Raw genomic sequence first — 1,032 nt, 5'->3', positions numbered from 1 at the left:
ATGGTTATTTTGATGAGCTTCGTCTTACTAAAGGGGTGCCGCGTTATATTAGTGCATACACCCCAATAGATATACCATTTCCAGATCAGTAGGTAGGTATGAGCGACAATTACGAGCATGATAAGCCTTATGCGCTCACAGCGACATATCAAGTTACACCTGGGCCATCACAACTTACAAGTCCATACGACCTACATGCCGCATATGACCCTGATTACGCAGCAAATACGATAGATTTTAAAATAGATGCTGATTTTCAGTTTGAAATGGTTGCAACCTTCGCTGAAAGCTCAACTATTTTTGCAGCAATTGATACAAAACTAGATTCAGAGTTGCTGTTTGAACTAGCGGCTACTTTTTCATCTAATCTATGTACTATTGATACTGTCTTAGACATTGGGTTCTCATTTGAAGTTGAAGCGATATTTGACATCAATCATCTGGTTGGGGTGTCTAGTGGGTTGTGTCTGCAATACAGGAAAGCCATCACAGCTTTAAGTGCCACAGAAATCCCCTGGACCAAGCCAATATTAAGAGTCTCGAATGAGGCTCTTTTTTATGAACAGGGCTTGGCAATTTCCAATCAAGTGGATATTTGGCATGAGCAAGCAGGGTCGTTGAATCGTGCGATCAGGTCGATACATGAGCAGGCAACCGGTTTAAGTTCTGATGCGTATATGGTCTGGGAAGAAGGCGATAAACGCTTTATTCATCAGCTGTATGCGCATCAAGAAACAATCAAGCTGCGTCATAACCGGGAAACGGTTTGGCAAGAAATGATCCGCAGACGTAAGACTTTTACTTATTCTCATGAAGTAGCCCAAGTTTTTGAAAAGCGCTTTTCATTTGAATGGGATAAAAGCCTTGAGATTGTCACCCAGTCAGATTTTCCCTGGGATAAAGCCAAAGCGATTCATTATCGCAAGCATCCGGTTCAACCTTGGCCAAAGCCTGAAATACCTAAGTATGAGGGCACTGGTGATTTAAATTTCATCTGTCTATGTCATGACGTTGATTCACACAATGTTGTTT

The 1,032-nt window shown here is 41.8% G+C and carries 1 pseudogene; it reads left to right on the top strand.

Annotated features, from left to right (window positions below):
• Window positions 1–98: 98 nt before the first annotated feature.
• A pseudogene (locus tag E0H88_RS15815) lies at window positions 99–1,032 on the top strand (hypothetical protein); the annotation flags it as partial.

This window comes from Acinetobacter sp. ANC 4216 (assembly GCF_004331195.1).
Taxonomy (GTDB): Bacteria; Pseudomonadota; Gammaproteobacteria; order Pseudomonadales; family Moraxellaceae; genus Acinetobacter; species Acinetobacter kookii.
This window is presented reverse-complemented; position numbering and strand designations above follow the sequence as displayed.